Raw genomic sequence first — 23,388 nt, forward strand, 5'->3', positions numbered from 1 at the left:
ATGCGCCTCCTCGTGGTGGAAGACGAAGAAGACCTGGCCGAGGCCGTCCGCCTCGGCTTGGTCCGTGCCGGCTACGCGGTAGACGTGGCCGGCGACGCGGCGCAGGCGTACGACCGCTTGGCCGTCAACGCGTACGACCTGATGCTGCTCGACATCAACCTGCCCGACGGCGACGGGTTCGACGTGTGCCACGCGATCCGGCGCGGCGAGGTGCCCGTGGAGGGCGGCGCGGACCTGCGGGTGCTGATGCTGACCGCGCGCGGCGCGCTGCACGACCGGGTGCGCGGACTCGACGAGGGCGCCGACGACTACCTCGTGAAGCCGTTCGCGCTCGCCGAGCTGCTGGCCCGGGTGCGGGCGCTCCTGCGCCGGGACACCGGCGGCGGCACCTCGGTACTGGAGGTGGCCGGCATCCGCCTCGACGTGGCCCGCCACGAGGCGACCGTGGGGGGCGACGCGCTGCACCTGACGCCGAAGGAGTTCGGGGTGCTGGAGTACCTCATGACCCGCCCCGGGCACGTGGTGTCGGCGGAGGAGCTGCTCGAGCACGTGTGGGACGAAAACGCCGACCCGTTCACGCAGACCGTGCGGGTGACCGTGGGTACGCTGCGGCGCAAGCTCGGCGGCGACGCCATCGACACGGTGGTGGGCCGCGGCTACCGGCTGAAGGAGGCGTGATGCGCTTCGTCCGCACGATCCGCTTCCGGCTCACCGTGCTCTACTCGACGCTGCTCTTCGCCCTCGCCGGGGCGGGGCTCGCGGTGACGTACGTGGCGGTGGAGCGCACCACCGACCCCAAGCCGATCACGAAGTCGTACGAGGCCAAGACCTACCGGGGCACCCAGTTCACCGGGACGATGACCGTCGCCGAGGTGGACGAGATCGAGTCGGCGGTCAACTACAGCACGCTCCAGACCATGCGCAACTACTCGCTGATCGCGCTCGGCGGCCTCTTCGTCGCCAGCCTCGGCATCGGGTGGGTGCTCTCCGGGCGGGCGCTGCGGCCGGTGGGCGCGATCGCCCGTACCGCGCGGGAGATCCAGGCGACCGACCTGTCCCGCCGGATCCGGCTCAGCGGCCCGCGCGACGAGCTGCGCGACCTGGGCGACACGATCGACTCGATGCTCGACCGGCTCGACGAGGCGTTCCGCGCGCAGCGGCAGCTGATCGACGACGCCTCGCACGAGCTGCGCAGCCCGCTCGCGGTGATCCGGGCCAACCTCGACGCCTCGCTGATGGACGCGCCGGACGCCACCGAGCCGGAGAAGGACCGGGCGGTCGCGGTCATCGACCGGGCCACCACGCGCATGTCCCGGCTCGTCGAGGACCTGCTGGCCACCGCGCGGCGCAACGCGGTCGCGCTCGCCGACACCGACGTCGACCTCGGCGCGGTCGCGCGCGAGGCGGGGGAGGACTTCGCCGCCATCGCGGCCGATCGCAGCGTCCGGATCCGGTACGACGTACGCGGTGACCTGATGCTCATCGGCGACCACGACGCGCTGCGCCGGGCCGCGGGAAACCTGCTGTCGAACGCCGTCCGCCTGTCGCCCGAGGGCGGCGTCGTGGCCGTGGCGACCGGGCAGGAGGGCGGGTGGCTGTGGCTCGCGATCGCCGACGAGGGGCCGGGCATCTCCGACGACGACCAGCCCCGCGTCTTCGACCGCTTCTGGCGCGGCGCCCATCCGTCCCGCGACCGCCGCACCGGCCTCGGCCTCGCCATCGTGCGGCAGATCACCGAGTCGCACGGCGGTCACGTGTCGGTCTTCTCCACGCTGGGGGCCGGCAGCACGTTCGTGCTGTGGCTGCCGGCCCGCGACCGCACCGACGACACTCCGGCGCCGTCGGTGTCACCGATCAGCTGACTTTGCCGTACCCCGCACCGGCCCGGACCGTGGCGGGCACGCTCGCCGCACTGTCCATCGTGTACGCGTAGTAGGTGCGCGGCTCCACGACGGATCCGGCCGCCTCGCACGTGCCCGAGTTGACGAACGTGTTGCCCCGGTGCACCAGCCGGCCCGGCCCGCTGTCCGCGTACCCGCTCGCGGAGAAGCACGGGAAGGGCACGTTCTCGAAGTAGTTGTTCTCCACCACCGCGCCGGCCTGCTGCACCGAGGCGACGCCGTAGAGCTCGTTGTTCAGGAAGTAGTTGTTGAACACGTGCACCGGCTCGCCGAAGCGGATGCGCGGGTGCCGCTGCCGGCTGTTGTCGAAGAAGTTGTGGTGGATGGTCACCTTCAGGTGCCCGATGTCGGTGGAGGCCGCCCCGTCCGAGTGGCTGATCAGCATGCTCTTGTCGGCGTGGTCGAAGTGGTTCCACGACACGGTCACGTAGTCCGCGCCGCGCACGATGTCGATCGAGCCGTCGACCGCGCCGGAGAAGGAGTTGTGGTCGATCCAGATGTGGTGCGACTCCTGACCGACGTTGACCGCGTCGTCCTCGGCGTTGGTGAAGCGGAGGTTCCGCACGATCACGTTGTACGAGCGGTAGAAGTCGAGCCCGCCGCCGTTGATGTGGCCCGAGGTGCCGACGCCGATGATCGTCTTGTTCGGGCGCACGCCCTGCTTGCTCGTGATGTTGATCTGGCCGGAGACCCGGATCGTCAGCGTCTCGGTGCTGTCGATGTACTCCAGGAAGTCGGTCGCGTTCGTCGCGGTGACCGTGCGCCCGCCGGCACCGCCGGTGACGCCGTTCTGCCCCAGCGCGTTCAGCGAGGCGAACCCGATCGGCCCGTCGGTGGGGACCGGTGGCGGGCTGCTGGTCGTCGGCGGCGGGGTCGTCGGTGCCGCCGCCGTTTCCACCGAGAGGTCGTCGAAGTTGGCCGCCGTGTAGAAGGTGGCGACCCCGACCCCGCCGGCCGTGAACGTGCCGTCCGTGGCGGTCAGCGCCGCGCCGCCGTTCACAGTGGAGCGCAGGGTCGTGCCGGCCACCTGGAGGCTCACCGTGTACGTGGTGCCGGCCGACACGGTGAGCGACGTGGAGGCGAGCGTGGTGGCGGCGCCGTTGACGAGCTTCTTGAGCTCGACGGTGTTGTTGGAGCGCAGCGCCACGTAGTAGTAGCTGGTGGCCGACTGCGCCCGGGCGAGCAGGGCGGCGAAGCGGTTGCTGCCGCTGAACGCGGTCGGCTTCAGCTTCGCGGTGACCGTGTAGTCGGTCCAGGTCGCCTGTCCGGCACGGGCACGGGCGTCGCTGCTCGTGCCGGACTGGCGCAGCACCTGCGACCCGTCAGCGGCGACTGCCCAGGTGCCGCCGCTCGTGGTCCAGCCGCTGCTGTTGCCGTCTTCGAAGTTGTCGCTGAAGAGTGTGGCCGCCTGCGCGCCACCACCGCCGGCGGTGACGATCGCCGCGGCGAGGAGGGAGGCCGCGGCCAGGACGACAGGAATGCGCTTCATGGCGGGCACCTCAGATCTTTCCGACGCCGGCGCCGGCCGGGACGGTCGTGGGGACGCTGGAGGCGGGATCCGCCGTGTACGGGTAGTAGGTGCGCGGATCGGGCACGGAGCCGCGTACCTCGATGGCGTGGTTGCAGGCGACGAGGATGTTGTCGCGCTGCACAAGGCGGCCGAGGTCACCGCTGAAGTCCACCCGTGCCGGGTTGTTGACGCTGTAGAAGTAGTTGCCCTCGACCCACAGCCCGGAGTCCATTGTCGACGCGATGCCGTAGCTCGGGTCGTCGTAGTAGTTGTTGTAGACGTGCACCAGCGGGGAGAAGCGCACACGCGGGTTGCGCTGGTCCGAGCCGTCGAAGAAGTTGTGGTGGTAGGTGACACGGAGCCGGCCGACGTCCTGCGCGGCGTTGTCGTCGTCGTGCCCCACCAGCGATGTCTTGTCGTGGTCGTGGAAGCGGTTCCAGGAGACCGTGACGTAGTCCGAGCCGCGCTTGATGTCCACCGCGCCGTCGTCGCCGTTCGACAGGTCGTTGTGGTCGATCCACACGTGGTGGCTGAACATCTGCACGTTGATGAGGTCGTCCGTCGCGCCGGTCAGCGCGATGTTGCGGATGATCACGTTGTGCACGGCGTTCGCCGGCGGGGTCGTCACGTCGTCGTCGACCGGCACGCCGATGTTGAGGCCACCGCCCACGAGCCGGGCGTTCGCGCCGACGCCGAGGATGGTCTTGTCCGAGGTCACGTTGTGCATGCCGTCGCTGCTGCCGGTGGGCAGCGTGATGGTGCCGGTGACCTGGATGACGTACGGGCCGGGCCGGGCGATGTAGTCGAGGAACTGCGCCGTGGTGGTGGCCGTGACGGTAGGCCCACCGGCGCCGCCGGTGGTGCCGTTCTGACCGAGCGCGTTGACGGCCGCGAAGCCGATCGGGGCGCTGTCGGCCGCTTGTGCGGGCGCCGGCGGCGCGACGGCGGTGAGGCCGGCCGCGACGAGCACGGCGGCGAGGGTCGGTCGGAGCATGCGGAGGTCTGCCTTTCGTGGGGAGAGGTGGCAGACCCTCGGACCTGGAAAGCGCTTTCCAATCACGATAGGAAGCCGTACCAGGGTTGTCAATCGGTCATCGCGTACACAATGGACGCGTGAGTGATCAGCCCCCGGCCTGGAAGCGGCCCCACCAGGTGGAACACCGCGGGCCGGTCGCGCTGGCGATCGCGTTCGCCATCGTGCTCCAGTTTCTCACCCCGCAGGAGCTGGCATTCGACCCGAAGTGGCTGCTGCCCGCCGTCGAGGTCGCCCTGCTGCTCGGCGTGCTTGTCGTCAACCCGTTCCGGCTCGACCGCGAGTCGACCGCGCTGCGGATGCTGGGCATCGCGCTGGTGTGCGTGGCGACGGTCGCCCTGCTCTGGTCCACCGGCCGCCTGGTGCTGGTGCTGGTCCGCGGCCAGCACGAGGATCCTGGCAACGTGCTGCTCAGCGGCGCCGTCATCTGGCTCACCAACGTGATCGTCTTCTCGGTCTGGTACTGGCTCACCGACCGCGGTGGACCCGCCGCCCGCGCCAACGCCCGGAAGATCACCCCGGAGTTCCTCTTCCCGCAGATGACCACGCCGGAGCTCACCCACAACGAGTGGCGCCCGCTCTACGTCGACTACTTCTACCTGGCGTTCACCAACTCCACCGCGTTCAGCCCGACGGACACGATGCCGCTCGCCCGCTGGGCCAAGCTCGCGATGACCGTGCAGGCGTGCACGTCGTTCCTCATCGTGGTCCTGGTCATCGCGCGAGCGGTGAACGCGCTCAACTAGCCAAGATTCCAGACAAAGACGTGAGCTACCGCGATGTCCGTCGTGGCCTAGACCGTCGCTCCCGCGGCCTCACCCGTCCGCTGTTGGTCGCGCCGACCCCGCCGACCCTCGCGGGCCGGCCAGGTGGGTGTGCGCGAGGCGCGTTTGCTCTGCTCCCCTGGAGTGGACACCCCAGGGTCGGTCAGCTGAGATAGCCAGCCGCAGCGGGCCGCGGAGGTCTCCACCTGTGTCCTTGGAACGCGGACCCGGCAGCGGAGCGTCGGGGTTTCGGCGAGCGCCAGCGATGCCGAAACACCGACCGGAGCGGTGCCCGCGGGAGCATACGGTCTACAACTGACGCCGACGTGGGAAAATCAGCGTGGAAACCATCACGACCGGCGCCCAACCCCCGCATCCGAAAGGCCTCTGAGCCTGTGCCTGACGACCTGCGTGTGACCGATCGGCTGCTGATCCCGGGCGGCGAGCTCCGCGAGCGCTTCTCCCGCTCCTCGGGCCCGGGCGGGCAGGGCGTCAACACGGCCGACAGCCGGGTGGAGCTCTCGTTCGACGTGGCCGGCTCGCCCACGATCCCGCCCGACCTGCGCGCCCGCGCGGTGGCCCGGTTGGCCGGGCGGCTCGTCGACGGGGTGCTCACGATCGCGGCGAGCGAATACCGGGCGCAGCTGGCCAACCGGGAGGCCGCGCGGGAGCGGCTGGTCGCGCTGCTGCGCGCGGCGATCGCGCCGCCACCGCCGCCGCGCCGGCAGACCAAGCCGAGCCGTGCGGCCAAGCAGCGGCGCCTGGACGAAAAGCGCCGCCGCTCCGAGCTCAAGAAGGGCCGGCGACTCGATCGAGGGCAGCAATGAGGCGGGCGCGCAGCGGGGCGGCCCGCTCGGCGAAGGCGCGCTGCGCCCGCGCGTACTCGTGCCGGCCCTCGGCCGTCTCCACCCGGACCGGCTCGTAGCCGAGGTGGGCCAGGTCGTAGGGGCTGGCCCGCATGTCCAGCGCCCGGATGTCGCGAGCCAGCGCGAAGGCGTCCGCGACCAGCTCGCTCTCGACGAGCGGTGACAGCTTGTACGCCCACTTGTAGAGGTCCATGTTGGCGTGCAGGCAGCCCGGCTGCTCGTTGTCGTGCTGGCCCTCGCGGGTCGGCTGGAGCCGGTTGAGCGGGCGGGCGGCCGGCGTGAAGAAGCGGAACGCGTCGAAATGGCTGCACCGCACTCTGTTGGCGTCCACCACGCGCGCCGTCTCGGCGGGCGAGAGGCGCAGCGGCACCTGCTCGTGGCGCACGCCCTCGGCGCGGTAGACCATCGCCCACTCGTGCATGCCGAAGCACCCGAACTGGGCCGGTCTACCGGCCGTGTTTCGGAGCAGCGTGGCGATCCACTCGGTCGACTTGCGTTTCGCGATCGTCGGGTCGAGCATCACCCCGCCGGCGGTCTCGACGTAGTCCTTGTCCGGCTCGCCGCCCGCCAGGATCACGCCGGCGCCGGGGTGCCAGCGGCGCAGCTGGGCGGGGCGAAACGAGTAGTACGTGAAGAGGAAGTCTTCGACCGGATGCTTTTCGCCGGCCTGCCGGCGGGCCAGGTGCGGGGCCAGCCACGCGTCGACGCGCGCCTCGTGGGCGGCGCGGCGCGCGTGCCACTCGGTGGCGTCCAGGACCGGCATCCGTCCAGGGTAGGTTGGCGGTTGTGCGTATCGCTCGTTTCGTTCATGCCGGCGGGATGTCGTTCGGCGTCGTGGAGGGCGACCCGGACGGGCTGACGGTCGCCGAGATCGACGGCCACCCGTTCGGGCAGATCTCGTTCACCAGCCAGCGCTGGGCGCTCGCCGACGTGCGGCTGCTCTCGCCGATCCTGCCGAGCAAGGTGGTGTGCGTGGGGCGAAACTATGCCGAGCACGCCGCCGAGTTGGGCAACGAGGTGCCGAAGGAGCCGTTGCTCTTCCTCAAGCCCTCCACCGCGGTGATCGGCCCGCGCGACGCGATCCGGCTCCCGGCCCAGTCCAAGCAGGTCGAGCACGAGGCCGAGCTGGCGGTGGTCATCGGCCCGCCGGGCGCACGGCGGGCCGACCGCGCGGCCGCCGAGCGCGCCATCTTCGGGTACACCTGCGCGAACGACGTCACCGCCCGCGACCTCCAGAAGGCCGACGTGCAGTTCACCCGCGCGAAGGGCTTCGACTCGTTCTGCCCACTGGGCCCGTGGATCAGCACCGGCCTCGACGTGAGCGACCTCGAGGTGCGCTGCGAGGTCAACGAGGAGGTCCGCCAGCTCGGCCGCACCAAGGACCTGATCTTCGACGTGCCCACGCTCGTCTCGTACGTGTCGCACGTCATGACGCTCCTGCCCGGCGACGTGATCCTGACCGGCACGCCAGCCGGCGTGAGCCCCATCACGGCCGGCGACACCGTGGTGGTCCGCGTCGAGGGGATCGGTGACCTGGCCAACCCGGTCGTGGCCCTCGACTGAGCCCGTGCGGGTCGATTTGGGCGGCGGCGGTGCGGTCGGGTAGAGTTCCCCCTCGGTGCCGTCCGATGGGCAGGCGCCGATGGGGTATGGGGTAATTGGCAGCCCAACTGATTCTGGTTCAGTTAGTCTAGGTTCGAGTCCTGGTACCCCAGCAGCCGATGTCCGCGAAGGCGCCGGTGCTGGTCCTCTGGTAGAGTTCAGCACCGTTGTCCGGAAGGGCAGCGGAGCAAAGAAGGTCTTGGCCCCGTCGTCTAGCGGCCTAGGACGCCGCCCTCTCAAGGCGGTAGCGTGGGTTCGAATCCCATCGGGGCTACAGTGCAGCGGTCCGCATCTTCGGGTGCGGACCTGTTTCGTTTTGCACGAAAGGCGTCTGGACGAGGCTCAGTATGGGCTCATCTGGTCGAGCACCTTGTCGACGGCCGCCACGATCTCGCGCACCTTGGGCAGGTCGCGAGCGACCTCGTCGGCGGTGAACCCGGGTCCCTCGGCGGACGGATACTCGGCCTGGTTTCGCCGGCGGCGCAGCCGGTCGAACGGACGGAAGATGCTTCCCAACGGCGGGTCGAGCTGCGCCGTGACGGCCTCCCGCACCGCGATGTGGCCGCCTCGGCTCGTCGCCCGAAGTCCTTGGTTTTCCAGCACGGCGGCGAGGGCCTTGCGGGCGGCGTCGTACAGCAGCTGGTAAGCGCCCGCCGGGTCGGTTTGACCGATGATCTGGCTGGAGTCCAGGTGCCGGCGCGCCTGAGCCAGGAGGAGATCGGCGTGGTCCCGGCTGGCTGGTATCCGCTCCAGCTCTCGACGAGCGATCATGCCGTCGAGTGCCTCGCGGCCCTGCTGCCACCTCACGGTTGGTCTCCTGCCAGGTCGATGGAGAAGCGCGGGCGCGATCGTACTGCCGTGAGGAAAGGGTCACGGGGCGAGTTACGCCATGCCTTGGCACTGACGCGATGGACGTTGACCTCGCGTCCCAATCGCTGCTCGGCCTTGCGTGCGGCGTCGAAGAGGTCGTCCTCGTCCGCGGTGCCCACGACGAGCACGTCGATGTCGCGGGGGAGTGGGCCGGGCTCTCCGGTGTAACGCGCGGCCCAGGAGCCGTAGATGTACGCCTCGGTGATGCCATCGACATGCTGGAGGAGGTCGCCGAGCACCGACGCGGGCCCGTACGTCAGGGTCAGCAGCTCCGTCAGCGGCCCGGTGAGAGGGCTGTCAAGGTTTGCCTGGAGGAGTCTCAGGTTGCCGCGGCGCACTTCCCGGATGAGGCCGGCCGACACGAGGCGGTCAGCTTCGCGGCTCACGGTCGACTGCGATATCGCGAACCGCCTGGCCAGGTCGGTCACGGAGCACGCGTCGTCAGGGTGAAGATAGACCCAGGCCAGCAACTCCCCGACGAGCGGCGAGCGCAGGATGGGCAGCAGCTGCGACCGTGCTTGCACATCCTGCATTGTAGCTTGCAGGATGTGCAAGTGTTTGTCGGTGACAACAGCGGATGGGTGAGGCCGCGGGAGCAGCGGTCTGGACCACGGCGGACGTCGCGGTAGCTCAAATCCCTTGTGGTGGCGGGGATCCGGGCCGGAGCGACCGCGGATGCCTTTCTACAGGCCGCTCAGGCGCTGGCCGGCGCGGACCACCGCCATCGCGTGGCGGTCGCCTGGGCGGCGGCCGAGGCGCTCGATCGGGCCGGAGACGCTGATCGCGGCGATGACCCGGCCGGTGCGGTCGCGGATCGGGGCGGAAACGCTTGCCACGCCGGCCTCGCGCTCGGCGACGCTCTGCGCCCACCCGCGCCGCCGCACCTCGGCGAGCGTGCGGCCGGTGAACTTGCAGCGGGGCAGCAGCGGCATCACGGCCTCGGGCGGCTCCCAGGCGAGCAGGACCTGTGCCGCGGAGCCGGCCGTCATCGGGAGCACGGCGCCCACCGGCACGGTGTCGCGCAGGCCGCTGGCGCGCTCGGCCGCGCCCACGCAGATGCGCTCGTCGGCACGGCGCAGGTAAAGCTGTGCGCTCTCGCCGGTGGCGTCGCGCAGCGCGGCGAGGAGGGGCTCGGCGGCGGTCAGCAGCACGTCCGGCGCGGCGTTGGCGAGCTCGCCCAGGCGTGGGCCCGGACGCCACCGGCCCTGGGTGTCGCGCACCAGCATCCGGTGGATTTCCAGCGCCTGCGCCAGCCGGTGCGCGGTGGCCCGCGGCAGCTTGGTGCGCTCGACGAGTTCGGCCAGGCTGGCGCCGTCGACACAGGCCGCGAGGATGACCACCGCCTTGTCGAGAACGCCGACACCGCTCATACTGTGTCCCACAAGCCGAAACATACCTCCCAGAATTTAGGATGTCCAGATGGTGGGAGACACGCAGAAACCAAGGACCCTCGCCGAGAAGGTGTGGGACGCCCACGTGGTGCGATCCGCCGCGGGTGAGCCGGATCTGCTGTTCATCGACCTTCACTTGCTTCACGAAGTGACCAGCCCGCAGGCGTTCGACGGCCTGCGGATGGCCGGGCGGCCCGTCCGGCGCACGGATCTCACGCTCGCGACGGAAGACCACAACACCCCGACCGGGTACGCGGATCCGTCGTTCAACAGCCGCCGCGGCGACCTGCTGACCATCGCCGACCCCACGTCGCGCACGCAGATCGAGACGCTGCGCCGCAACTGCGCCGAGTTCGGCGTCAAGCTGCACCCGCTGGGCGACGCGCAGCAGGGCATCGTGCACGTGATCGGCCCGCAGCTCGGCCTTACCCAGCCCGGTCTCACGATCGTGTGTGGCGACTCGCACACCGCGACGCACGGCGCGTTCGGCGCGCTGGCGTTCGGCATCGGCACGAGTGAGGTCGAGCACGTGCTCGCCACGCAGACGCTGCCGCAGGCGCGTCCCAAGACGATGGCGGTGACGGTCGAGGGCGCGCTCGGGCCTGGTGTCACGGCCAAGGATCTGGTGCTGGCGCTGATCGCCAAGGTCGGCACCGGCGGCGGGCGCGGCCACGTGGTGGAGTACCGCGGCGAAGCCATCCGCGCGCTTTCCATGGAAGGCCGCATGACGATTTGCAACATGTCGATCGAGTGGGGCGCCAAGGCCGGGATGATCGCGCCGGACGAGACCACCTTCGCCTACCTGAAGGGGCGCCCCAACGCGCCGCGGGGCGAGGCGTGGGACGCGGCCGTCGCGCACTGGCAGAGCCTCGCGACCGACGAGGGCGCCACGTTCGACACCGAGGTGGTGCTGGACGCCGCGCAGATCAACCCGTTCGTCACGTGGGGCACCAACCCGGGGCAGGGCGTCGCGCTCGACGGCGCCGTGCCGGACCCGGAGGAGTTCGTCGAGGAGGTCGAGCGTTCGGCCGCCCGCCGCGCCTTGGAGTACATGGCGTTGGAGCCGGGCACGCGCCTGCGCGACATCCCGGTGGACGTGGTCTTCGTCGGCTCGTGCACCAACGGCCGGCTGGAAGACCTGCGTGCCGCGGCCGACGTGCTGCGCGGCCACAAGGTCGCCGACGGCGTGCGCATGCTCGTGGTGCCCGGTTCCGCGGCGGTGCGCGAGGCGGCCGAGCACGAAGGGCTGGACAAGGTGTTCACGGAAGCGGGCGCGGAGTGGCGGTTCGCCGGCTGCTCCATGTGCCTCGGCATGAACCCGGACACGCTCAAGCCCGGTGAGCGCTCGGCGTCCACCTCCAACCGCAACTTCGAGGGCCGGCAGGGCCGCGGTGGGCGTACCCACCTCGTCTCACCCCCGGTCGCCGCCGCAACCGCCGTCGTGGGCCGCCTCGCCGCGCCCGCCGACCTGAACTAGGGCGTGAGTTCATTCATGGAGAAGTTCACCGTGCACACCGGCACCGCCCTCCCGCTGCGCCGGTCCAACGTGGATACCGACCAGATCATCCCCGCCGTGTACCTCAAGCGCGTGACCCGCACGGGCTTCGAGGACGGGCTGTTCAGCGCCTGGCGTGAGGATCCGGCCTTCGTGCTCAACAACCCGGCCTACGCAGGTGCCTCGATCCTGGTGGCCGGCACCGAGTTCGGCACTGGGTCGTCGCGCGAGCACGCCGTGTGGGCGTTGCTCGACTACGGTTTCCGCGCGGTGGTCTCGCCGCGCTTCGGGGACATCTTCCGGGGCAACGCCTTGAAGCAGGGGCTGCTGCCCGTCGAGCTCGAACTCAAGGCTGTGGAAGCGCTGTGGGATCTCGTCGAGAGTGACCCGACCGCGCAGGTCACGATAGACCTGATGGCGCGGCAGGTACGGGCCGGCGACAGCATCTGGTCCTTTCCCCTCGACGATTTCAGCCGCTGGCGGCTGATGGAGGGGTTGGACGACATTGGACTGACGCTGCGCCACGAGGACGCCATCACGGCCTACGAAGAGCGTCGACTGCCCTTCCTGCCAGCGGTTTCATAGCCACGCGGTAGCCCGCACCTGGCCGTTTTCGCCCCTGTCGGATCATCCGACAGGGGCGAATCCGTTACGACACAACGGCTTTTTTCGCGTGGATGTTTGCTCAGACTGGGCAAAGGGCATACCGTGCGCGCAGAATGGGCTCGAGTTGAGTCCGAAGTTAAGTACGGGAGGGAAAACGTGAACAAGGCCGAGCTCATCGAGGCGCTCGCCGCCCGCTTGGGGGACAAGAAGGCGGCGACGGCGGCGCTCGACGCGGTGCTGGCAGAAGTCCAGCAGGCTGTCACAAAGGGCGACCGGGTGGCGATCACCGGTTTCGGCGTCTTCGAGAAGCGGGTCCGTGGCGCGCGAACAGCACGCAACCCGCGCACCGGCGAAGCGGTGAAGGTGAAGAAGACCTCGGTCCCGGCCTTCCGCGCCGGCGCCGGCTTCAAGGAGATGGTTGCCAGCGGCCGGGTGCCGAAGGTGGCCGCCGCCAAGAAGACCACCGCCACGAAGGCCGCCACCGCCAAGGCCACCACGGCCACCAAGAAGGCCGCGGCCCCCGCCAAGGCTACGGCGACCAAGAAGGCCGCCCCCGCCAAGAAGGCCGCGACCAAGAGCACCACCGCCCGCACGAGCGCGGCGGCCAAGAAGGCCCCCGCCAAGAAGGCGCCGGCCCGCAAGGCGCGCTAAGCAAGCAACGAAGAAGGGCACCCGGCGAACCGGGTGCCCTTCTTCTTGTCTGGATCAAACGAGCAAGGGCTCCTTCGGCGCGGGCGCCTCCTCGGCCACCTCGATCCGCTTGTGCAGGCGGCGCAGCGGGCCCGGCGCCCAGAAGTTGTACCGGCCGAGGATCGTCATCGTGGCCGGCACCAACAGCATCCGCACCACGGTCGCGTCGAGCGCGACGGCGAGCACCAGCCCCAGGCCGATTCCCTTGATGGGTACGAAGCCGCCGAGCAGGAACCCGGCGAACACCACCATGAGCAGCAGCGCCGCCGAGGTGATGATGCGCCCGGTGCGCTGGATCCCCTCCGCCACCGCGCGATCCGCGGGTACGCCGGCCAGCCACCGCTCGCGGATGCGGGAGAGCAGGAAGACCTCGTAGTCGACCGACAGGCCGAACGCGATCGCCGCGACGAGTACCGGGACGGTCAGGTTGAGATATCCCAGACCCGTGGTGTCGAAGACGCCGGCCAGGTTGCCCTCCTGGAACACCCACACCACCACGCCGAGCGCGGCGCCGATGCTGAGCATGTTGGTGAGCACGGCCTTGAGCGGCAGCAGCACCGAGCCGGTGAAGGCGAACAGCAGCAGCAGCGTGCCGAGCACCACCACGCCGATCGCCCACGGCGCCCGGTCGACGAGCATCGCCTCGTAGTCGACGAGGTTGGCGGCGTCGCCGGTCACCAACACCTCGAACGGCGCGGGCAGGTCGCGGATCGCGGTCACCGCTTCCTTCGTACTGTCCGACGGGGTGATGTCGACCGGGTATGCGTTGAGCACCGTGAGGTCAGGGCCGGCGGGAACCGCTTCGACACGCGCGATGCCGTCCACGCCGCCGATCCGGTCGCGTAGCACGGCGATGCCGGGATCCGTCGACGGTACGGCGGCCACCGCCTCGATCGGATCCGGCGCGTTCCCCTCCGGGTAGTGCGTCGCGAGCGCATCGTAGAGCTGGCGCGGGCCGGAGTCCGCCGGCAGCATGCGCGGGTCGCCGACGCCGAGCCGCAGATCGAGTGCGGGCAGCGCGACGAAGAGCAGCGCGGCGGCGGTCACGACCATCGTCATGAGCGGGCGGCGCTGCACACCGCGCGCCACGCGGGCGAAGAAGCCGCCGCCCGCCCGCCGCTTGGCCGGCTTGATCCGGCGTCCCAGCAAAACCAGCAACGCGGGTAGCAGCGTGAGCGCGGCGAGCATGTCGACGAGGACGACGGCCATGCCGGCGAAGCCCATCGAGCGCAGGAACGGGTCGGAGAAGACCACGAGACCGGCGAGCGCGATCGCGACGGTGAGGCCGGCGAAGAACACGGTGCGGCCGGCGCTCGCGGCCGTCCGGGTCACGGCGCCGCGTACGTCCGGGTCGACCGCGCGTTCCTCGCGGAAGCGGTTCACCATCAGCAGCGCGTAGTCCACACCGAGGCCCACCGCCATCATCGTGGTGACCTGGATGGCGTACACGGAGACGTCGGTGACTTCCGAGAAGCCGTAGAGGATGCCGAACGTGCCCCCCACGCCGGCCACCGCGATCAGCAGTGGCAGCCCGGCCGCGATCAGCCCGCCGAAGATGAGCAGCAGCAGGACGAGCACGACGGGTGTGGTCAGCATCTCGGCGCGCTGCACGTCTTCCTGTGCCTGCGCGTTGTACTCCTCGTCGAGGAGCGGGCCGCCCGAGACCGCGACCTGCGCGGCGGAGATCTCGTGCAGCCGGGCGGCCGCCGCCTCCGCCGCGGCGCTCTCGTCGTCCGACGCGAGCGTGACGTCGAGGATCAGTGCCTCGCCGGTGCGCGTGGACGGCTGGGGCGGGCTCACCTCGACGACGCCGGGGATCGTGCGCACGTCGGCGATCGCGGCGTCGAGCTGCGATCGCACCGTCGGATCGCCGGCCGGCTTGCCGTGTACGACCGCGGTGATGGCGGACCGCTCCGGGCCCGCGGCGGCGATGCGGTCGTGGCCGCGCGCCGACTCGGTGCCCGAGCCAGAGCTGATCTCGCCGGTGAGGCGCCCGAAGACGCCGACGCCGATGCCGAAGCCGGCGACGAGTACGAGAATCCAGGCCGCCAGGACGATGCGTGGGCGCCGGATCGCGAATCCTGTGACTGAGGTGAGCATGGTGCCGATGCTCGTCCGGGTACCCCTTTGGGCGGATCGCCGACAGGAGTGGAGTCGCGGCTCAGTCCTGAGACGGAGATGCACTCAGCTTGCTGGCTCGCTTCGCTCGCTTCGGCCCGGCCGGCTCAGTCCGGGCTGGTCGCTTCGCGTCCAGCTCCGGGTTGAGCCAGCCCAGTGCCAGGCACGACGAGCCCCGACTCGTACGCGAGGACCACCGCCTGCACCCTGTCGCGCAGGCCGAGCTTGGTGAGCAGGTTGCTGACGTGTGTCTTGACGGTGTGCTCGGTGACGAACATCTCGGCGGCGATCTCCGCGTTGGAGAGGCCGCGGGCCACCAGGCGCAGCGTGTCGGTCTCGCGCGCGGTCAGCGCGGACAGCCGCCCCTCGGGCCGCCGCCCGGCCGGCGCGGACCGCTCGCGGTGCACCATCTCGGCGATCAGGCGGCGAGTGACGGTCGGCGCGAGCAGCGCCTCGCCGGCCGCGATCGTGCGTACCGCCGCCACGAGCTCGTCGCGGCGCATGTCCTTGAGCAGGAAGCCGCTGGCGCCGGCGTGCAGCGCGTCGTACACGTACTCGTCGACGTCGAACGTGGTCAGCACCAGCACCCGCGCGTCGGTCTCGGCGCAGATGCGCGTAGTGGCGCCGATGCCGTCGAGCCGCGGCATGCGGACGTCCATCAGGACGACGTCCGGGCGCAGCGCCAGCGCCGCGCTGACGGCCTCTTCGCCATCTCCGGCCTCTCCGACCACGGCGATGTCCGGCTGGGCGTCCAGGATCACACTGAAGCCGTCGCGCACCAGCGCCTGGTCGTCGACGACGAGGACCCGGATCAGATCAGCCATGCGCCTGGACCGGCAGCGTCGCGTTGACCTGGAAGCCGGTGCCGCCGGGCCCCGGCCCCGTGCGCAGCGCGCCACCGACCGCACCGACCCGTTCGCGCATGCCGACGATGCCGTGACCGCCGCCGGCACCCGCGGACGGGCCCCGGCCGTCGTCGCGCACCTCCACGCCCAGCTGGTCGGAGGCCCAGTCGAGGCGGATCCACACCCGCTTGGCGCTGGCGTGCCGCACCACGTTGGTCAGCGACTCCTGCACCACGCGGTAGGCGGCGAGCCCCAGCTCCGGCGGGAGCGGCCGCTTTTCGCCGCGCTCCTCCAGCGCCACCGCGAGGCCCGCCTCGCGCGCGCGGTCGGCCAGGGCGGCGAGGCCGTCGAGATCGGGCTGCGGGGCTCGCGTGCCGGCCTCACCCCGCAGCATCCCGAGGGTGCGGCGCAGCTGGGTCAGCGTCTCGCGCGCGGTCTCCCCGATGGTGTCGAAGACCCGCTCGGCGCGGGATGGGTCGGAGCGCACGAGCACCGGACCGGCCTCGGCCTGCACGGCGATGAGGCTGATCGAGTGGGCGAGGATGTCGTGCATGTCACGGGCGATCCGCTCGCGCTCGCGGGCCGCGGCCGCCTCCCGCTCCTCGGCGTGGCGCCGGTTGCGCTCTTCGAGCAGCGCGATGCGGTCGTGGCGGGCCCGGGTGCCGGTGCCCAGCGCGTAGGCGCCGAGGAAGACCAGCGCGACGACCGGCAGCTGGGCGAGCTTTTCGTCGTGGCCGAGGAACGAGACGCCGATGCCGACCGCCGTGCCGGCCACGCCGACGAGCCGGCTCAGTGGCCCGCTGAAGGCGGCGAACGTGTACGTGGCGACGAGCTGGCTGTAGGGCATGTCGCCCAACCCGTCGAGGAACGTGAGGGTCACCGTGCCCGCGCCGCAGACCGCCGTCACCGGGAGCGGCCACCGGCGCCGCCAGACGAGCGGGAGCGTCGCCACGGCGACCAGCAGCAGCACGATCGGCCGCGCGTTGTTGTGGTTACCGGACGAGACCGCCATGAGCAGGTAGCAGAGCAGCGCGACGCCCACGTCCACGATGTGTGGCGGCACCGCGGCCGTGCGCTCGCGAAGCGCCCTCACCCAATCCACGGTCGAAGTATCACCCGCTGCGGGGATACCGCGCCTCCCTCCTGGGAGCGAGGCGCACTCTCAGACCGATTCTGGGCTACCGCGATGTCCGTCGTGGTCCAGACCGCTGCTCCCGCGGCCTCACCCGTCCGCCGCTGGTCACGCTCACCCCGCGCGTGGTTCGTTTGTCCCCAATGCCCCGTGCCGAAGCGGCGGGCAACAGACCGGACAGATGCGCCGTCACCGCGAGTAACCGCCGCGGTGGCGTGAACGGTGTCCGGTGCGAGATCTTGGAGAGTTTGGGCGCTATTTCAACCCTAAGCGTTCTAGATCCAACGCCTGACCCCGTAGCTGGTGACGCTGTGTCAGGATGCTGGCGGTGGTCGGGCTTGTCCCGCGGAGCTGGCAGTGGACGGCCGGGGGTTTCGGCTCGCCCCGCGAGCCGCCGGCCGGGAGCGGTGCCCGCGGGAGCATACGGTCTCCAGCTGACGCGGACCTGGGAAAATTCCTGTCTCGGATTTGACCGTGCATTGTGGCCGCCCTCGCGAACCCTGACTCCGAAAGGTCTCTAGAGGGTCAACCGGTCCGCGCCGGCCAGGTGCGTGCCGGCGAAGGCCAGCAGCCAGCCGGTGCCCTTCGGGGTGGCCCAGGCCTTCGCGGAGCCCAGCCCGGACAGGCGGGCGAGGGCCGGCGGGATCACCTTGCCCTGGCTGCACACGGCCACCGACTCGCCGGCGACGGCCAGCTCCGCGAGGCGGGCGGCGGCAGCGGCCGCGACGTCGGCCGGGTCCTGGCCGGGCTTGGGCTCGTCGAACACGGAGTCGACCTCGATCGGCAGGTCGAGGCGGGCGGCCAGCGGCTCGAGCGTCTGCGTGCACCGGCGGGCGGTGGCGGAAAGGATCAGCTCCGGCGCCGCCTGGGCCAGCAGCGGGCTGAGCGCCCGCGCCTGCGCGCGACCGGCCGCGTCCAGTGGGCGGGCGCTGTCGGGACCGCTCCAGGTGCCCCGCTTGCCGGCCAGCCCGTGCCGCACCAGCGCGATCACCGCGGTGACCCGGGGCAGGTTCGCGAAGTGGCGCAGCACGCTGGCGTCGTGCCCGTACGTCACGGTGCGCGCGGCCGCCTCCGGTGAGACCCAGCGGAGCCGGTCGACCTCGGAGTTGGGGGAGAAGCGCGCCACCGAGAGCGCCCGCATCGACCAGTAGTCGACCACCTTCGGCTGCCCGTCACGGCGGTAGCGCACCGACGGGAGGCGCACCTGCGGCCGCCCGTGTATCCCGGTCTCCTCCGCCACCTCGCGCACGGCGGCGGCGAGCGGATGCTCGCGGCTGTGCAGCTTGCCCTTGGGCAGCGACCAGTCGTCGTAGCGCGGCCGGTGTACGAGGCACACCTCGACGCCGCCGCGTTTGCCGGTCCGCCAGACGACACCGCCGGCGGCCCGGATCGGGCCTACGGAAGCCAATCTGTCATCCGCGGTTTCGCCGCCTTCCGCCAGGCTTCGGGAAACTCGGCGCGGACCGTGCGGATGGCGGTGCGCTCGCGTTCGAAGAGCCGGCCCGCGGTCACCGCGAGGGAGTGGTCGTCGGGGTCGGACAGTGCGATGGAGAGCCACGTCTCGGCGGCCGTCGCGGCGTCCTGGTGCTCGCCGAGCAGATCCTGCACGCCGGCGAGTGCCTTGGCCAGCTCCGGCGCCGCGCCGCCGAGCACGCCGGCGACGGCCTCCACGGCGTACCGGGCGCGCTTGCCGTTGATGCGCACCGCGTGCCACTGCTCGTCCGGCGCGTACGGGTCGAGGTCGGCCGCGCCGTCGACGCCCTTGGCACCGAGGGCGAACATGCGCCACGGCCGGGACACGAGCTTGGGCAGCACGTCGACCGCGCGCTCGCGGGCCAGCGGGGTGAGGTGCGGCTCGCGGGCGGCGGAGACGAGGCTGTCGACGAGCTTCGCGTACCGGTCGGAGCGGAGCCCTTCCTCGAGCGCGACGAGCGCCTCCTCGTGGCGGGCGGCCAGGTCGGCGTCGATCCGCGCGACGGACGCCTCGTCGGGCGGGCTGAGCGGGTCGGCGGAGGCCGTGCGGCGCAGCCGGGCGCGCATCACCTCCGCGTCGCGGGCGCCACCGAGCAGCCCGGCCACCCAGCCCAGCTCGTCGCGCAGCGGCTTGGCCCACGAGCTGTCGACCAGCGGGCCGAACGTCTTGAGGTCGCTGCGCAGCCGCCGGCAGCCGACTCGCATCTGGTGTACCGCCGTGTCGTTGTCGCCGACCGGGGCGCGCAGCCGGACCAGCGGGTCGTGGGTGAGCACGCGGTCGATGCCCTTGCGGATGGCGGCGGTGACCACCTCGCCGGCCCGCGGCTTGCGCGGCAGCTCGCCGGCGCGCACGAGGTCGGGCGGGCCGGCCGCCGCGTCGCCGAGCGCGCGCACGTGCTTGGGGGTGAACCCGCCGGCCACCGCCCCGGCGTCGCGCAGCGCCTCTTCGATGCGGTCGAGCAGCTTGCGGCCGCCGCCCTTGCGCTCCACCTCGATCTCGCGGAACTTCGACGTCACCTTGCGGCCGTCGAGCACCGAGACCGCGTCGTCGGCGATCTCGACGAGCAGGCGGTCGTTGTCGTCGCGCACCTCGTACGCCCGGCGGACCGTGCGCACCACCGCGGCCGGCTCCAGCTCGTCACCCCGCGAGTACGCGGTGACCAGTGCGAGCAGGTCGGCCGGTGGCGTGCCGGGCCCGCCGCCCCGGGAGATCTCGTGCCGCACACCGGGGGTGTCGGCGGGCAGCTTGACCGTCCACGGCTCGGCGTCGCCCTTGCGGTGGCGCAGCGAGACACCCGCGCGGGCCAGGCGCAGATCGGGGGCGTCGTAATAGGTGGCGGTGAGGGTCACCGGCGGCCGCTCGTCGACCCTGCCGCCGGAGGGCAGGCACGGGGTCAGATCTGGCATCGTGAAGCGCGGCTCCACCTCGTACTTGCGTTCCTCCTCCAGCATCCGATCAGCCTACTCAGTGCGAGACTTCGATGCGCCGAGTACGCGGCGCAGGAGGGCCTCCTGGAGGTTTGTCGCGCCCTGCCGGCGGAGCCAGGTGCCGTCCGGCTGGAGCACGAACGCCTCGCACTCGTCGCTCATCGACATCTTGATGACCCGGTCGAGCTCGTCGCGGGCGACCGGGTCGGTGACCTGCACCAGCGCCTCCACCCGGCGGTCGAGGTTGCGGTGCATGAGGTCGGCCGAGCCGATCCAGAACTCGGTGGAGCCGTTGTTGCCGAACCGGAAGATGCGCGAGTGCTCCAGGAACCTGCCGAGGATCGAGCGGACCCGGATGTTTTCCGACAGGCCGGGCACGCCGGGACGCAGCATGCACATGCCCCGGATGATCAGGTCGACCTGCACGCCGGCCTGCGAGGCGCGGTAGAGCGCGTCGGTGACCTCCTCGTCGACGAGCGAGTTCACTTTGATCTGCACGAGCCCGCGGCCGCCGAGGCGGGCGTGCTCGATCTCCCGCTCGATCCGGCCGATGATGCCGGCGCGGACGCCGTGCGGGGCGACGAGCAGCCGCCGGTACGCGGTCTGCCGGCTGTACCCGGTGAGCACGTTGAAAAGGTCGGTGACGTCCTTGCCGATCTCGGGGTCGGCGGTGAGCATCCCGAAGTCCTCGTACAGCCGGGCGGTCTTGGGGTGGTAGTTGCCCGTGCCGATGTGGCAGTAGCGGCGGATGTGGTTGCCCTCCTGCCGCACGACGAGCGCGGTCTTGCAGTGCGTCTTGAGCCCCACCAGCCCGTACACGACGTGGCAGCCGGCCCGCTCCAGCGTGCGCGCCCAGCCGATGTTGGCCTGCTCGTCGAAGCGCGCCTTGACCTCGACGAGCACCACCACCTGCTTACCCGCCGCGGCCGCCTCGACGAGCGCGTCGACGATCGGCGAGTCGCCGCTGGTGCGGTAGAGCGTCTGCTTGATGGCCAGCACGTTGGGGTCGGCGGCGGCCTGCTCGATGAAGCGCTGCACGCTCGTGGAGAACGAGTGGTACGGGTGGTGCACGAGCACGTCGCCGTCGCGCAGGGTGGCGAACACGCTCCGCGGCACCTCGCCCTCCGCGAAGCGCGGATGGGTCGACGGCACGAACGGGCGGTCCTTGAGCGCCTGCCGGTCGACCGCGTCGTACACCTGCCAGAGCGAGGAGAGGTCGAGCAGTCCGGGCACCCGGATGACGTCGTGGCTGTCCATGTCGAGCTCGTGCACGAGCGTCTCGAGCATCTGCTCGGAGATCGTCGAAGCGACCTCCAGCCGGACCGGCGGGCCGAAGCGGCGCTGCGCCAGCTCTCGCTCCAGGGCTTGGAGCAGGTCTTCGTCGCGGTCTTCGTCGACCTCGAAGTCGGCGTTGCGGGTGACCCGGAAGAGGTGGCACTCGACCACCTGCATGCCGGAGAAGAGCTGGCCCAGCTGGGTGGAGATGAGCTCCTCCAGCGGCAGGAAGCGGGCGACCCGGGTGCTGTTTTCCACCACCACGAAGCGCGGCACGTTGTTGGGCACCTTGACCCGGGCGAACAGCTCCGGCCCGCCCTCCGGGTCGCGCACGGTGACGGCCAGGTTGAGCGAGCGGCTGGAGATGTACGGGAACGGGTGCGCCACGTCGACCGCGAGCGGGGTCAGGACCGGGAAGACCACCTCCCGGAAGTAGGTGCGGAGCCGGTCGCGCTCCTCGCCGTCGAGGTCGGACCACTCGACGAGCTGGATGCCCTCGGCGGCGAGCTTGGGCTGCACCTCCTCCGCGAAGCAGGCGGAGTGCCGGGCGATCAGGTCGCTGGTCTTCTCACCGATCAGCTCGAGCTGGGTGCGGAGCGGGATCTGGTCGCCGCCGCGCACCGGCAGGCCGGCCTGGAGCCGCCGCTTCAACCCGGCGACCCGCACCATGTAGAACTCGTCGAGGTTGCTGGCGAAGATGGCCAGGAACTTGGCCCGCTCCAGCAGCGGCGTGTCCGGGTCTTCGGCCAGGGCGAGCACCCGGGCGTTGAAGTCCAACCAGGACAGTTCGCGGTTGAGGAAGCGGTCGTCGGGCAGCGGCTCGGACAGCGCCAGCTCGTCGTCACCGGGCGGCGGGCTGTCCATGTCGTCGGTGCCGCTCTCCGGTGGCTCGGGCAGGTGGGCGGCCGCCGGGGGCGACTTGACGAAGCGCCCGTCGGGACCGCGCAGCGGGATAGTCGCGAGCACCGTGCCGAGGGCACGGCGCTGCACAGGGGGCTGTCCGGAAGGCGTCTCGCTCACTGAATCATCATCACCCGAAAACGGTTAACGCGAGGTGAATTCACCCGCGATTTGATCAGTCGAACGTCGGCAACGTAAGGCGCGTCACCTGGCCGGACTCGTCGTGGTCGATGCGTACCCGCTGGCCCAGCCGGAGCAGCCGCAGGCCCGACGCCGCGAACGCCTCCGCCGGGTACGCGACCTCGGTGCCGTCGTCAAGTAGAAGGGTGCCCGAGCGGGTCTCCGGGTCGTATGTCGCGACGGTGCCTTGCATGGTCACCAGCCTAACCGCGCCCCCCGCACTCGGCTCTGGTGAGCCTTCAGGGTCGAGGTCGCCGCCGGCTTCGTTTCAGAAATTCTTGGGCTACCGCGATGTCCGTCGTGGTCGCGGTCCGTTGCTCCCGCGGCCTCGCCCATCCGCCGTTGGTCGCGGTTACCCCCTTTCAAGCCTTCGGACATCAGGATGGTCGAGGTGCCATCCCGTCGGGATGGCGGAGGCGAAGGCGTGCGTGGGTGGTGGCCCACCCACCGCCGTGGAGGCTGTCGACCTGCTCGCCGGGGCGCGACCAGCAGCGGACGGGTGAGGCCGCGGGAGCAGCGGTCGGGACCACCGCGGACATCGCGGTAGCCCAATCTGTTGAATCGAACGTTCGCGGCCTTGCGGGCCGCGGCCAAGCCCGACCCGGATGCTCCAGGGGGACAGCTGGTTGCTCTAGGGGGATAGGCAGTGTGCGCCCACAGTCTCGGCGGAGTGCGCGCCCAGCCCCAGCCGGACCGCCGCGGCGAGGTCGGCGGCCGTGTCGACGTCGCGGCGCAGGGTGGGCCAGTCGCCGGTCAGCGGCACCGCGCCGGAGCGGCGGTGGGCGGCCGCCGAGCCGGGCCCGAAGCGCGGGTCGAGCCGCATGCCGGCCGGGGCGGCGAGCAGGACGGTGCCGGTGCCGGGTGCGTCCGCGACGAAGTGCCGGTCCGGTCCGGCTGCCTTGCGCAGCGCCTCGGAAAGGTCGGCCGGGTGGAGGGCGGGCAGGTCGGCGGCGAGTGCGGCGACCGGGCGGTGGGCGAGCAGGCCCGCGCCGTACGCGAACGCCGCGTTGAGCCCGCCGCCGGGCACGTCCGGCACCACCCGGGCGCCGAGTGCGGCAAGCGCCCGGCCCACCACCGGGTCGTCGGTCACCGCGAGTACCTCGGCCACCTCGTCGCTGGCCACGGTGGCGGCCACGGTGTCCTGGGCGAGGGCCAGCGCCAGGCGTTCGTGTGGCACCCCGGTGAGCGCTCCCCGCAACCGGCTCTTCGCCGCGGTGAGCCGCTTTACCGGCAGCACCACCCCCCACGTCGGTTTCACGGGACAATCCTGCCAGCGTGTCGCGCGGACCGCCGGTGCCGGGGCGGGCCC

The 23,388-nt window shown here is 71.3% G+C and carries 22 protein-coding genes and 2 tRNA genes; 10 read left to right on the forward strand and 14 right to left on the reverse strand.

Annotation, left to right across the window (positions count from 1 at the left end; translation table 11 throughout):
* Positions 1-678, forward strand: coding sequence for a response regulator transcription factor (locus tag AC5L36_RS20220; protein WP_441215196.1), 678 nt, complete (start codon positions 1-3; stop codon positions 676-678).
* Positions 678-1,862 carry a sensor histidine kinase gene (locus AC5L36_RS20225; RefSeq protein WP_441215197.1) on the forward strand — a complete coding sequence of 395 codons (1,185 nt, stop codon included), beginning with the start codon at positions 678-680 and terminating at the stop codon, positions 1,860-1,862. Before AC5L36_RS20220 ends, AC5L36_RS20225 begins: the two co-directional genes overlap by 1 nt.
* Here the strand turns inward: AC5L36_RS20225 and AC5L36_RS20230 are convergent.
* A complete protein-coding gene (locus tag AC5L36_RS20230) occupies positions 1,855-3,390 on the reverse strand; it encodes a pectate lyase family protein (RefSeq protein WP_441215198.1) in 1,536 nt (511 codons plus the stop codon). The genes AC5L36_RS20225 and AC5L36_RS20230 overlap by 8 nt on opposite strands.
* Before the next feature lie 10 nt (positions 3,391-3,400).
* Positions 3,401-4,405 (reverse strand): pectate lyase family protein, encoded by a 1,005-nt coding sequence (locus tag AC5L36_RS20235; protein WP_441215199.1) that lies wholly within the window; start codon positions 4,403-4,405, stop codon positions 3,401-3,403.
* A 119-nt stretch (positions 4,406-4,524) separates the two neighbouring features.
* Here AC5L36_RS20235 and AC5L36_RS20240 point away from each other — a divergent pair, with 119 nt between their 5' ends.
* Both AC5L36_RS20240 and arfB read left to right on the forward strand, forming a co-directional pair.
* Entirely contained in the window at positions 4,525-5,190 is a 666-nt protein-coding gene (locus tag AC5L36_RS20240; RefSeq protein WP_441215200.1) for a hypothetical protein, read from the forward strand.
* Positions 5,191-5,603: 413 nt separating this feature from the next.
* On the forward strand, positions 5,604-6,035 hold the full coding sequence (arfB, locus tag AC5L36_RS20245) for an alternative ribosome rescue aminoacyl-tRNA hydrolase ArfB (protein WP_441215201.1): 432 nt from the start codon (positions 5,604-5,606) through the stop codon (positions 6,033-6,035).
* Here arfB and AC5L36_RS20250 read toward each other — a convergent pair.
* The gene (locus AC5L36_RS20250) at positions 5,998-6,837 is read right to left on the reverse strand and encodes a 3-methyladenine DNA glycosylase (protein ID WP_441215202.1); all 840 of its coding nucleotides are present in this window, start codon (positions 6,835-6,837) and stop codon (positions 5,998-6,000) included. The two genes, arfB and AC5L36_RS20250, sit on opposite strands and share 38 nt — an antisense overlap.
* A gap of 23 nt (positions 6,838-6,860) precedes the next feature.
* Between AC5L36_RS20250 and AC5L36_RS20255 the strand changes: the two genes are divergently transcribed.
* The 3 genes from AC5L36_RS20255 to AC5L36_RS20265 all read left to right on the forward strand — a co-directional run bounded on the left by AC5L36_RS20255 (position 6,861) and on the right by AC5L36_RS20265 (position 7,950).
* Positions 6,861-7,637 (forward strand): fumarylacetoacetate hydrolase family protein, encoded by a 777-nt coding sequence (locus AC5L36_RS20255; RefSeq protein WP_441215203.1) that lies wholly within the window; start codon positions 6,861-6,863, stop codon positions 7,635-7,637.
* An 80-nt stretch (positions 7,638-7,717) separates the two neighbouring features.
* Positions 7,718-7,789 (forward strand) — tRNA-Gln (locus AC5L36_RS20260).
* An 88-nt stretch (positions 7,790-7,877) separates the two neighbouring features.
* A tRNA-Glu gene (locus AC5L36_RS20265) sits at positions 7,878-7,950 on the forward strand.
* A gap of 68 nt (positions 7,951-8,018) precedes the next feature.
* Here AC5L36_RS20265 and AC5L36_RS20270 read toward each other — a convergent pair.
* The 3 genes from AC5L36_RS20270 to AC5L36_RS20280 form a co-directional block, all read right to left on the reverse strand.
* Positions 8,019-8,483: a hypothetical protein gene (locus AC5L36_RS20270; protein WP_441215204.1), complete on the reverse strand. Its 465-nt coding sequence runs from the start codon at positions 8,481-8,483 to the stop codon at positions 8,019-8,021.
* Positions 8,480-9,079 carry a MarR family transcriptional regulator gene (locus AC5L36_RS20275; RefSeq protein ID WP_441215205.1) on the reverse strand — a complete coding sequence of 200 codons (600 nt, stop codon included), beginning with the start codon at positions 9,077-9,079 and terminating at the stop codon, positions 8,480-8,482. Before AC5L36_RS20275 ends, AC5L36_RS20270 begins: the two co-directional genes overlap by 4 nt.
* Positions 9,080-9,229: 150 nt before the next feature.
* Positions 9,230-9,916: an IclR family transcriptional regulator gene (locus AC5L36_RS20280; protein ID WP_173056033.1), complete on the reverse strand. Its 687-nt coding sequence runs from the start codon at positions 9,914-9,916 to the stop codon at positions 9,230-9,232.
* Positions 9,917-9,965: 49 nt separating this feature from the next.
* On the opposite strand from AC5L36_RS20280, the gene leuC reads away from it, so the two are divergent.
* The 3 genes from leuC to AC5L36_RS20295 all read left to right on the forward strand — a co-directional run bounded on the left by leuC (position 9,966) and on the right by AC5L36_RS20295 (position 12,689).
* Positions 9,966-11,414, forward strand: coding sequence for a 3-isopropylmalate dehydratase large subunit (leuC, locus tag AC5L36_RS20285; RefSeq protein ID WP_441215206.1), 1,449 nt, complete (start codon positions 9,966-9,968; stop codon positions 11,412-11,414).
* A 15-nt stretch (positions 11,415-11,429) separates the two neighbouring features.
* On the forward strand, positions 11,430-12,017 hold the full coding sequence (leuD, locus tag AC5L36_RS20290) for a 3-isopropylmalate dehydratase small subunit (RefSeq protein ID WP_441215207.1): 588 nt from the start codon (positions 11,430-11,432) through the stop codon (positions 12,015-12,017).
* A gap of 177 nt (positions 12,018-12,194) precedes the next feature.
* On the forward strand, positions 12,195-12,689 hold the full coding sequence (locus tag AC5L36_RS20295) for an HU family DNA-binding protein (RefSeq protein WP_441215208.1): 495 nt from the start codon (positions 12,195-12,197) through the stop codon (positions 12,687-12,689).
* A gap of 54 nt (positions 12,690-12,743) precedes the next feature.
* Here the strand turns inward: AC5L36_RS20295 and AC5L36_RS20300 are convergent, their stop codons facing one another.
* The 8 genes from AC5L36_RS20300 to cofC form a co-directional block, all read right to left on the reverse strand.
* Positions 12,744-14,828, reverse strand: coding sequence for an MMPL family transporter (locus AC5L36_RS20300; RefSeq protein ID WP_441215209.1), 2,085 nt, complete (start codon positions 14,826-14,828; stop codon positions 12,744-12,746).
* 125 nt (positions 14,829-14,953) lie between these two features.
* On the reverse strand, positions 14,954-15,661 hold the full coding sequence (locus tag AC5L36_RS20305) for a response regulator (RefSeq protein WP_441215416.1): 708 nt from the start codon (positions 15,659-15,661) through the stop codon (positions 14,954-14,956).
* A 1-nt stretch (position 15,662) separates the two neighbouring features.
* On the reverse strand, positions 15,663-16,784 hold the full coding sequence (locus AC5L36_RS20310) for a sensor histidine kinase (RefSeq protein WP_441215210.1): 1,122 nt from the start codon (positions 16,782-16,784) through the stop codon (positions 15,663-15,665).
* A gap of 556 nt (positions 16,785-17,340) precedes the next feature.
* Positions 17,341-18,231, reverse strand: coding sequence for an NUDIX hydrolase (locus tag AC5L36_RS20315; protein WP_441215211.1), 891 nt, complete (start codon positions 18,229-18,231; stop codon positions 17,341-17,343).
* On the reverse strand, positions 18,219-19,748 hold the full coding sequence (locus AC5L36_RS20320; protein WP_441215212.1) for a CYTH and CHAD domain-containing protein: 1,530 nt from the start codon (positions 19,746-19,748) through the stop codon (positions 18,219-18,221). The genes AC5L36_RS20315 and AC5L36_RS20320 overlap by 13 nt, the downstream gene beginning before the upstream one ends.
* Before the next feature lie 9 nt (positions 19,749-19,757).
* On the reverse strand, positions 19,758-22,019 hold the full coding sequence (locus tag AC5L36_RS20325; protein ID WP_441215213.1) for an RNA degradosome polyphosphate kinase: 2,262 nt from the start codon (positions 22,017-22,019) through the stop codon (positions 19,758-19,760).
* Positions 22,020-22,074: 55 nt separating this feature from the next.
* Positions 22,075-22,272 carry a cold-shock protein gene (locus tag AC5L36_RS20330; protein ID WP_441215214.1) on the reverse strand — a complete coding sequence of 66 codons (198 nt, stop codon included), beginning with the start codon at positions 22,270-22,272 and terminating at the stop codon, positions 22,075-22,077.
* Positions 22,273-22,710: 438 nt separating this feature from the next.
* Entirely contained in the window at positions 22,711-23,337 is a 627-nt protein-coding gene (cofC, locus tag AC5L36_RS20335; protein WP_441215215.1) for a 2-phospho-L-lactate guanylyltransferase, read from the reverse strand.
* Positions 23,338-23,388 lie beyond the last annotated feature (51 nt).

The sequence above is a fragment of the Phytohabitans sp. LZ39 genome (assembly GCF_059359075.1).

Excerpts from the sequence above, each read along its gene's own strand:
- AC5L36_RS20280 (WP_173056033.1), bottom strand. The coding sequence starts at position 9,916 with ATGAGCGGTGTCGGCGTTCTCGACAAGGCGGTGGTCATCCTCGCGGCC.
- AC5L36_RS20220 (WP_441215196.1), top strand. The coding sequence starts at position 1 with ATGCGCCTCCTCGTGGTGGAAGACGAAGAAGACCTGGCCGAGGCCGTC.
- leuD (WP_441215207.1), top strand. The coding sequence starts at position 11,430 with ATGGAGAAGTTCACCGTGCACACCGGCACCGCCCTCCCGCTGCGCCGG.
- AC5L36_RS20300 (WP_441215209.1), bottom strand. The coding sequence starts at position 14,828 with ATGCTCACCTCAGTCACAGGATTCGCGATCCGGCGCCCACGCATCGTC.
- leuC (WP_441215206.1), top strand. The coding sequence starts at position 9,966 with ATGGTGGGAGACACGCAGAAACCAAGGACCCTCGCCGAGAAGGTGTGG.
- AC5L36_RS20330 (WP_441215214.1), bottom strand. The coding sequence starts at position 22,272 with ATGCAAGGCACCGTCGCGACATACGACCCGGAGACCCGCTCGGGCACC.
- AC5L36_RS20235 (WP_441215199.1), bottom strand. The coding sequence starts at position 4,405 with ATGCTCCGACCGACCCTCGCCGCCGTGCTCGTCGCGGCCGGCCTCACC.
- AC5L36_RS20320 (WP_441215212.1), bottom strand. The coding sequence starts at position 19,748 with ATGCTGGAGGAGGAACGCAAGTACGAGGTGGAGCCGCGCTTCACGATG.
- AC5L36_RS20275 (WP_441215205.1), bottom strand. The coding sequence starts at position 9,079 with ATGCAGGATGTGCAAGCACGGTCGCAGCTGCTGCCCATCCTGCGCTCG.
- AC5L36_RS20230 (WP_441215198.1), bottom strand. The coding sequence starts at position 3,390 with ATGAAGCGCATTCCTGTCGTCCTGGCCGCGGCCTCCCTCCTCGCCGCG.
- AC5L36_RS20225 (WP_441215197.1), top strand. The coding sequence starts at position 678 with ATGCGCTTCGTCCGCACGATCCGCTTCCGGCTCACCGTGCTCTACTCG.
- AC5L36_RS20250 (WP_441215202.1), bottom strand. The coding sequence starts at position 6,837 with ATGCCGGTCCTGGACGCCACCGAGTGGCACGCGCGCCGCGCCGCCCAC.